Origin of the sequence: Actinoplanes sp. NPDC026623 (assembly GCF_040638275.1) — a bacterium.
In the GTDB taxonomy this organism is placed as follows: Bacteria; Actinomycetota; Actinomycetes; order Mycobacteriales; family Micromonosporaceae; genus Actinoplanes.
This window is the reverse complement of the sequence record NZ_JBEZXZ010000058.1, coordinates 36,657-43,891: the sequence shown is the minus strand read 5'-3', so window position 1 is coordinate 43,891 and position 7,235 is coordinate 36,657. Positions and strand designations below refer to the sequence as shown.

7 protein-coding genes and 1 pseudogene are annotated in these 7,235 nt (G+C 69.0%); 6 read left to right on the top strand and 2 right to left on the bottom strand.

Annotated elements, in window-relative coordinates; genetic code table 11:
• Nucleotides 1-123: 123 nt before the first annotated feature.
• Nucleotides 124-510: a DUF3618 domain-containing protein gene (locus tag AB0F10_RS19210; RefSeq protein ID WP_360626307.1), complete on the bottom strand. Its 387-nt coding sequence runs from the start codon at nt 508-510 to the stop codon at nt 124-126.
• A gap of 554 nt (nt 511-1,064) precedes the next feature.
• Here AB0F10_RS19210 and AB0F10_RS19205 point away from each other — a divergent pair.
• The 3 genes from AB0F10_RS19205 to AB0F10_RS19195 all read left to right on the top strand — a co-directional run bounded on the left by AB0F10_RS19205 (nt 1,065) and on the right by AB0F10_RS19195 (nt 3,735).
• Nucleotides 1,065-1,562 (top strand): PH domain-containing protein, encoded by a 498-nt coding sequence (locus AB0F10_RS19205; protein ID WP_360626319.1) that lies wholly within the window; start codon nt 1,065-1,067, stop codon nt 1,560-1,562.
• Complete coding sequence (locus tag AB0F10_RS19200; RefSeq protein ID WP_360626304.1) at nt 1,559-3,106, top strand: PH domain-containing protein; 1,548 nt, start codon at nt 1,559-1,561, stop codon at nt 3,104-3,106. Before AB0F10_RS19205 ends, AB0F10_RS19200 begins: the two co-directional genes overlap by 4 nt.
• A gap of 359 nt (nt 3,107-3,465) precedes the next feature.
• Nucleotides 3,466-3,735: a hypothetical protein gene (locus AB0F10_RS19195; RefSeq protein ID WP_360626301.1), complete on the top strand. Its 270-nt coding sequence runs from the start codon at nt 3,466-3,468 to the stop codon at nt 3,733-3,735.
• Nucleotides 3,736-3,830: 95 nt separating this feature from the next.
• On the opposite strand, the pseudogene AB0F10_RS19190 reads toward AB0F10_RS19195, so the two are convergent.
• A pseudogene (locus AB0F10_RS19190) lies at nt 3,831-3,920 on the bottom strand (ABC transporter ATP-binding protein); the annotation flags it as partial.
• Between the two features lie 179 nt (nt 3,921-4,099).
• Here AB0F10_RS19190 and AB0F10_RS19185 point away from each other — a divergent pair.
• The 3 genes from AB0F10_RS19185 to AB0F10_RS19175 all read left to right on the top strand — a co-directional run bounded on the left by AB0F10_RS19185 (nt 4,100) and on the right by AB0F10_RS19175 (nt 7,193).
• The gene (locus tag AB0F10_RS19185) at nt 4,100-5,071 is read left to right on the top strand and encodes a diacylglycerol kinase family protein (protein WP_360626298.1); all 972 of its coding nucleotides are present in this window, start codon (nt 4,100-4,102) and stop codon (nt 5,069-5,071) included.
• A 489-nt stretch (nt 5,072-5,560) separates the two neighbouring features.
• Nucleotides 5,561-6,178 (top strand): HAD family acid phosphatase, encoded by a 618-nt coding sequence (locus AB0F10_RS19180; RefSeq protein WP_360626295.1) that lies wholly within the window; start codon nt 5,561-5,563, stop codon nt 6,176-6,178.
• A 376-nt stretch (nt 6,179-6,554) separates the two neighbouring features.
• Nucleotides 6,555-7,193, top strand: a complete 639-nt coding sequence (locus AB0F10_RS19175; RefSeq protein WP_360626291.1) for a TMEM175 family protein — start codon at nt 6,555-6,557, stop codon at nt 7,191-7,193.
• Nucleotides 7,194-7,235 lie beyond the last annotated feature (42 nt).

Sequence of the window (7,235 nt, the reverse complement as noted above, 5' to 3'; positions counted from 1 at the left end):
CGGCTCACCGCCGTACGCCGGCACATCGAGCAGGGCCGGCCCGCGCAGGCCGAGGATCCGGCCGGCCAGCAGCCGGACCCGGGGCAGGTGCCAGGAATGGGTCACCAGACCCAGCGGGTGGACTCAGCGGTGCAGAAAGCCGGGGAGCCAGCGGTTCCGCGCCGAGCGCGCCTTCGCCGCTCGACGGCCGAGGAGCACCGCGGTTACGGCGCCGGCCACCGTCAGAACGCCCACCGCGGCCGGCACCGGCCGGTTGCGGACGGCCTGCTGGGCCTGCCGCGCCCGCTGCGGAGCCTGCACCCGGACGCGGGAGACGCCGGCGATGGTCCTCGCCCTCAGGTCCGACACGGCACCGCGCATTCGCGTACGCGGATCGACCTTGCCGGTGAGCGTCGTGATGGTGTCGCCGAGGTCCGCACGGGTCTGTTCGATGTCCGCCAGGATGTGCTCCGGAGCACCGGGAGCGCTCTGCGAACTCGCCATGCCACCGTTGCTGTAGCTGGTGGTCATGTCAGTCTCCTCACCGTCGAGCTGGGCCTGTTGTGGCAGTGGTTGCGTACTTGCCCACCCGGCGAACACCGCTAACGTGGGTCCGGCGTTCATCACACCGTCGTGTCGGCGTCGCGGTTCGGGCCAGTTCGAGGACCACCTTGATGTCGTCTCGCCGCACGTGCACCTCCAGCCCGCGCTGGACCCCCAGCAGGGCGGCGAGCAGCCCACGCCACCGCGCTCCGACGAAGCAGAACCACGCGGCCGAAACGGACAAAGAACCCGCGGCCATAGACGTTCTGGGGAAGGGCGCGCTCCGCACCCCGCCCGGTCACCCCTTCAGGCCACGGCCTGCGAGCGGCTCGCTCAGAACGAGTAGATCGTCCGGCTGTCGCCGCTGTAAACAGCGGCCACGGCTCCACCGCTGGTTTCGCTGATCAGGTCATCCGCGGCCCGAGATTGGCGTGAAATGCGTATCGTCTCCGGTCAGTCTGCCCATGACATTTATCCTGTCGTTCGCACGACAACAGGCCGATGAGGACTGAATTTCAGATGCGATCGTGAAAGGCGTGACTATGACGGCGGACGTGGTACGCCTACGGCCCCCGATGCATCGGGTCAGCCCCCGCGCCAGGTGGTACTGGACGGCCAAGGCCGCGGTGCTGTGGATCGTGCTGCTCGTGCCCCAGGTGATCTGGTGGTTCGCGGACGACGGCGGGGACCTCCCCCACGTGGTCGTGGGTGTGGCATGGCTGGTGTTGGCCGCCGTGCACCTGGCGGTGATGCCACAGTGGCGCTATCGGGTGCACCGCTGGGAAGCCACCGACACCGCGGTGTACACCCAGACCGGATGGCTCAGCCGGCAACGAAGGATCGCACCGATTTCTCGGGTACAGACTGTGGACAGCGAACGCGGGCCGATCGAGCAGCTGTTCAGGCTGGCGAACGTGACCGTGACCACCGCGTCGGCGGCCGGCCCCATCAAGATCGACGGCTTGGCCGCGAAGGACGCCGACCAACTGGTCGCCGACCTGACCACCCGGGTCGGCCACACCATCGGGGACGCGACGTGACCACTGCGGTCGGCGCAGGCGAGGAGACGGTGGTCGACGCCGGTGACGGCTGGCGACGGCTGAGCCCCCGGATGCTGGCCGTGCACCCGGTGATGGAGCTGCGGCGGCTTATCTTCCCGCTGGTCGCGGTGCTGATCGGGGTGCGCAGGGGCGACGGCGGGAACGGCGGCTGGTGGGCGCTGGGCATTGGCGGTATCGGTATCGCACTCGGTTTCCTGCGCTACTTCACCACCTCGTTCCGGATCACCCCGACCCACGTGCAGGTGCGCCGGGGCCTGTTCCGCCGACGGACGCTGACCGTGCCGCGGGATCGAATCCGCACCGTCGACGTCACGTCGCCCCTGCTGCACCGGATCTTCGGCCTGGCCCGGGTCACTGTCGGCACCGGCCAGACCGACAGAAAGAACAACGGCGTGATGCTGGACGGGCTGAGCGCCGCCAGCGCCGAGAACCTGCATCGCGAGCTGCTGCATCGCCCGACGGCCACGCCGATCCCCGGCGTCGATTCGGCGACACGGTCGCAGCCCGCCGACGCCGCGTCCGAGACCGTGCTGATGGCACTGCACCCCTCCTGGGTCAGGTACGGACCGTTCACGTTGTCCGGCCTGGTCGCGGTCGGTGTGCTGTTCGGTATCGGCTCCCGCCTGGTGAATGAGAGCCACGTCGACCTCGCGAAGATCGGCTTCGTCCACGACTCGATCAACTACCTGCGGGACAGACCGCTACCGGTGGCGATTCTCCTGGTGGCCGCCGTGGTGGTCGTATTCACCGCGATCGCGTCGACCGTCGGATACATTCTGTCGTTCTGGAACTTCCGGCTGAGTCGGCACAGCAGCGGCACCCTGCACGTACGACGCGGGCTGCTCACCACCCGCAGTACCACGATCGAGGAACGCCGACTGCGCGGTGTGGAGCTGAGTGAACCCTTGCTGCTGCGAGCGGTGCGCGGCGCCCGGGTCCTGGCCATCGCCACCGGCCTGCGGGTCGGCCGAGGCGCCGACCGTGGCGGCTCGGTCCTACTGCCACCCGCGCCCCGCGCCGTCGCGGTGGACCTGGCCGGCACGGTCATCGGCGACGCGGACCCGCTCACCGCGGCACTGACCCGGCACGGCCCACGAGCGGACCTGCGCCGGTTCACCCGCGCCGGCACGGTCAGCACGATCCTGATCCTCGGCGTTCTGGCGTTCGTGCTCCTCACCGGCGCACCCTGGTGGGCGTTCTGGACAGCGCTGTCGCTGCTGCCGCTCGGCGTGTTCCTGGCCTCGGACCGGGCCGCGAACCTGGGCCATGCTCTTACCGACGAGTGGCTGGTCAGCCGGTATGGCAGCCTGGTGCGACGCCGCTATGTGCTGCACACCGACGCGGTGATCGGCTGGAACATGACCAACTCCCTGTTCCAGCGCCGGGTAGGCCTGACCACATTGGTCGCCACCACGGCCGGCGGCCGGCAGCAGTACGCCATCCCCGACGTCCCCGACGCGGAAGCGATCAGGGTAGCCCGCACTGCCGTCCCTGGCCTGCTGGAACAGTTCCTCGCCGACTAACGCACCCGGGCTGGCGACAGCCCGTCTCCCGCACATGCGGCAGGGCGGGGTCCAGGCCTGACGGGCGGAGATTCGGCTGAACGGGTGTACCGCCTGCGGCCAGAACGTTCCCTATCCCGGGTTCGGCCATCATGCCGGCTTCATTGCCTGCACCGTCGTCATTGTCGGCCTCGCCGGCGGCATCTACGTCTACCTCCGCCGCAACAATTGGCTATAGCTGTCGGCACGCGCTGGTCCCCTTGCCCGCAGCGACACGTTCTTCGAACTCAAGCGCGGCCACCCCCGAAGTCCCGGGTTTGCCGGCGCGACATGGTTGGGTAACAGCGTCGCGCCATCACCGGGTACAACAGGGAGCACAAATGGTCGAGCCGCACATCACCCTGGACACCGCGTCCCTCAGCCCGGTCGAGGAAAAACTGCGCGGCCCGCTGGAGGAGCAGCTCACCTCGGCCCTCCAGGCCGCAACAGACAAGATCACCCACGAGTACGCGGACGAGCCGGTCGACACGGTCATCGTACGGCTGCTGGAGCAGACCCGAGCGGGGCTGCACCCCGACATCGCGGCAGGCTTCGAACCAGACCAGAGCGAACTACGCCGCGTCGCCGAAGCAATCGTGCGCACCGCCTGACCATTCAGCGCCCACCCCGGCGCAGCGCTTCCAGGATCCGATGGCGGTTCGAGGCCGCTGACATCCGGTAAATATCAGCCTGGCTCGAGAACGCGGGTGACACGCCCCGGCCGCACCGTGAACGTGAGTCGGTCTACGGCGGTTCCGGCGCCGTAGCGCTTGGTCAGCCCAGTCGCCTCGATCATGCCCTCAGCGTGCCAACCGGACCCCGTCCGTCGCGTCAGACCGTGGTGTGATTCCGACCCGGAGCAGCAGCCGCATCGGGGAACGGCCCGGCAGACCGGTACGGGCCGGGTATATCACCGCAAGCGGGCGGTGCGCGCCCGATTCGCCGAACCGATGCGGCTCCTGCACACTGGCGGCCGTGACAGGAACCCGCTCTGCCGTCGTCGTGAACCCCACCAAGGTCCCAGACCTCGACCTGCTGCGCCGAACCATCGTCGAGGGGCTGGCCTCCGCCGGCTGGCCCGAGCCGTCGTGGTTCGAGACCACCCCCGAGGACTCCGGCCGTGGCCAGGCCGCTGAGGCCGTCGGGGACGGCGCCGAGCTCGTCTTCGTCTGCGGCGGGGACGGCACCGTGATGGCCGTGGTGGACGCGCTGGCCGGCACCGACGTCGCGCTGGCCGTGCTGCCCGCCGGCACGGGCAACCTGCTGGCCACGAATCTCGGCCTCACCACCGACGCGGCCGTCGGAGTCGAGGTCGCGCTCGAGGGCGGGCGGCGCCGCATCGACGTCGGCACGGTCGGCGACCGCTGCTTCGCCGTGATGGCCGGGATGGGCTTCGACGCCGAGATGCTCGAGGGCACCAACGAGACCGCCAAGCGGCGTCTGGGCTGGTTGGCGTACGTCGGTGGCGCGGCCAAGGCGCTGCGCCGGCCGTCCATGGCGGTGCTCATCTCGATGGACGGCAAGCCGGCCCTGCGCCGGCGTCCGCGCACGGTCATCGTCGGCAACGTGGGCCGGTTGCAGGGCGGCGTCCGCCTGCTCAGCGAGGCCGACCCGGCCGACGGGAGGCTCGACGTGGCCATTCTCAGCCCGCGCACCCTGGCCAACTGGGCCGCGCTGGGCTGGGCCGTGGTGCGTCGCAAGGACCGGGTGCCACGGATGGAGACGTACACGGCGGAGCGCATCGAGATCCGCGCCGCCAGGCCGCAGCCGCGGCAGCTCGACGGCGACCTTATCGAGCCGGGTAGGAGCATGTCGATCGGAATCCGGGCGAAGGCGCTGCTGCTCTGCGTGCCGCAGCCCGAGGGCGACCCCGACCTGGCCTACGACAGCGGCGCCGCGGAGCAGGCCGCCGAGGACGTACGGGCCGCGGCGGAGGAGGCCGGGTGAACGGCGCGCTGACCGGCTAGCCTCGCGCCTTCAGTGAGGGTGGCTGGTGGCGAGGAGCCGGATCTGGCATTGCTCGGTGTCAAGATCCTGTCGGCAGGCGGTCTCGAAGAGCAGGCGCAGGATCAACAGGTCGAGTTCGGGGTCGTTGCCGGTTCGGAGGTGACCTTGACGATGTCTGCGATGGCTTGTTCGGGTAGTGCCTCGCGCAGGCTTGGCTGTCGGCGGGGTTGTCGCCGGCACCGAGGAGCCGGTCGTTGATCGCGTGCTGATAGATGCAGCGCAGAGCGGCGATGAGGTGTTCGGCGGCTGAGCCGCCGCCATGGGAGTTACGGCGGGTGACTGCGTTCTCGCGGGCTTGCCGGGCGAGTTCCTTGATCTCGGTGGGCGTGGGTTCGTTGAGGCGCCAGACCCGGGGCGTCCATCCACTGTCCCGTCGGAGATAACCAGATATTGATGTTCGGCGATAGATTTGCCCCTAGAGTGGCCCGCATGAACAGGTTTCTTCGCTGTGCCGCCTCGGTCGCGACCGCCACCGCGGTCGCGGTCGGCGCCCCCGCTACCGCGTACGCCACCACTACCGCCGCGCAGGACGGTTCCGGCCGCGCTGCCGCGAGCCTCGCGTTGCCGCCCTACCAGACCTGGCTCGACGACGTCGCTGCCGTGGCAGGCCCAGCGGAGTCCTATCTGGACGAACGACTGCCCGACTCGTCGGTGCGCGCCGCGATCGTGTTGGACATCGACAACACGTCGCTGCAGACGGGATACCGGCCCGGCCTCACGTCGCCCGCGACACCGGCGGTCCTGGAGGTAGCGCGGCAGGCCGCGGAGGCAGGCGCGGCGGTGTTCTTCGTGACGGCGCGGCCTCAGGTCCTGGGATGGCAGTCCGAGGCGAATTTGCGCTCGGCGGGATACCCCTTCACCGGCATCTACCTGCGCCCGTGGTTCGACACGCAGCCGGATCAGGCGCTGAAGACCGCCGCCCGCACGGCAATCGAGAGGCGCGGCTACACGATCGTGGCGAACATCGGTAATAGCGTGAGCGACCTGGCCAGCGGGCACGCGGAGCGCGCGTTCAAGCTCCCGGACTACGACGGCCAGCTCGCCTGACGCAAGAGCAATCCCGTATATCTCAGGCCCTGATAGAGGGTTCTGGTGATCTCCATACCGGTATATATCGATGAGGGTGTCGGCTGGTCCGGCGTTGCGGCGTGACATGAGGAAGCGCCTTCGAACAAGTCATGATCATCATCATGACCCGTCGCCTCGCCGACGCCAACACACCCGAAACCCTTATTTACCAAGGCCCAAGGGTAGTCAGAGGCCCCGGATGGCGTGGCTGGAGATATCCGATGAGTGACCACTACGATGTCGGTGAGCCGCCCGGCGCTCGCGTTGACCAGCTGCGGGACGGTGCGCCGTTGCAGCCTTTCTCGTAGCCCTCGGGGCTGACCGGCACCACATCCGGTACGGGCATACTGTCGCCGTGACGCATCCCGAACCGGACTCCTCGTCGAGCGCCGAACGCCTCGTCTTCTTCACCGACGCGATCGCCGCGATCGCGCTCACACTCCTGATCCTGCCCCTGCTGGAGCTCGTCACCGGCGCGAGTGACGAGCACCTCACGCTCGAGCAGTTGATTCGCGATCATCTCGGCGAGTTCGGCTCGTTCGTGCTCAGCTTCGCGGTGATCTTCCGGCTGTGGTGGGCCCATCACCGAATATTCCGACACGTCGAGACGCTCAAGCCGGCCCTCGTACGCGCAAACGTGATCTGGACGTTCGCCATCGTGATGCTGCCGATCTCGACCGCGGTGATCATCGCCTTCCCGCCGTCAGCGGGCAGCGTCGTGCTCTACGGCGGCACGCTGATTCTGGCCAGCGGGGCGATGACCGCGCTGTCACTGATCGTCTATCGGCGGCCGGGGCTCGACGGGGGCCGTCCGCCGGGCACCCGCGAGGAGGTGCTGGGCAGCGTGACCGTCTTCTGTGTGCAACTGCTGAGCACCGTGATCGGCGCGGTGTTCTACGACCGCGTCAATTACTGGGCGTTCCTCCTGATGTTCCTGACCGGCCCGGCCGAGAGGCTGATCAAGGCCCGCTGGGACAGGACGCCGGCCGCCTAGCGGGATCCGGATGCTGGGTCAGCGGGAGCTCGGGGCCGGCGA

Coding starts and splice junctions, on each gene's coding strand:
- AB0F10_RS19180 (WP_360626295.1), top strand. CDS start 5,561: ATGAACAGGTTTCTTCGCTGTGCCGCCTCGGTCGCGACCGCCACCGCG.
- AB0F10_RS19205 (WP_360626319.1), top strand. CDS start 1,065: ATGACGGCGGACGTGGTACGCCTACGGCCCCCGATGCATCGGGTCAGC.
- AB0F10_RS19195 (WP_360626301.1), top strand. CDS start 3,466: ATGGTCGAGCCGCACATCACCCTGGACACCGCGTCCCTCAGCCCGGTC.
- AB0F10_RS19210 (WP_360626307.1), bottom strand. CDS start 510: ATGACCACCAGCTACAGCAACGGTGGCATGGCGAGTTCGCAGAGCGCT.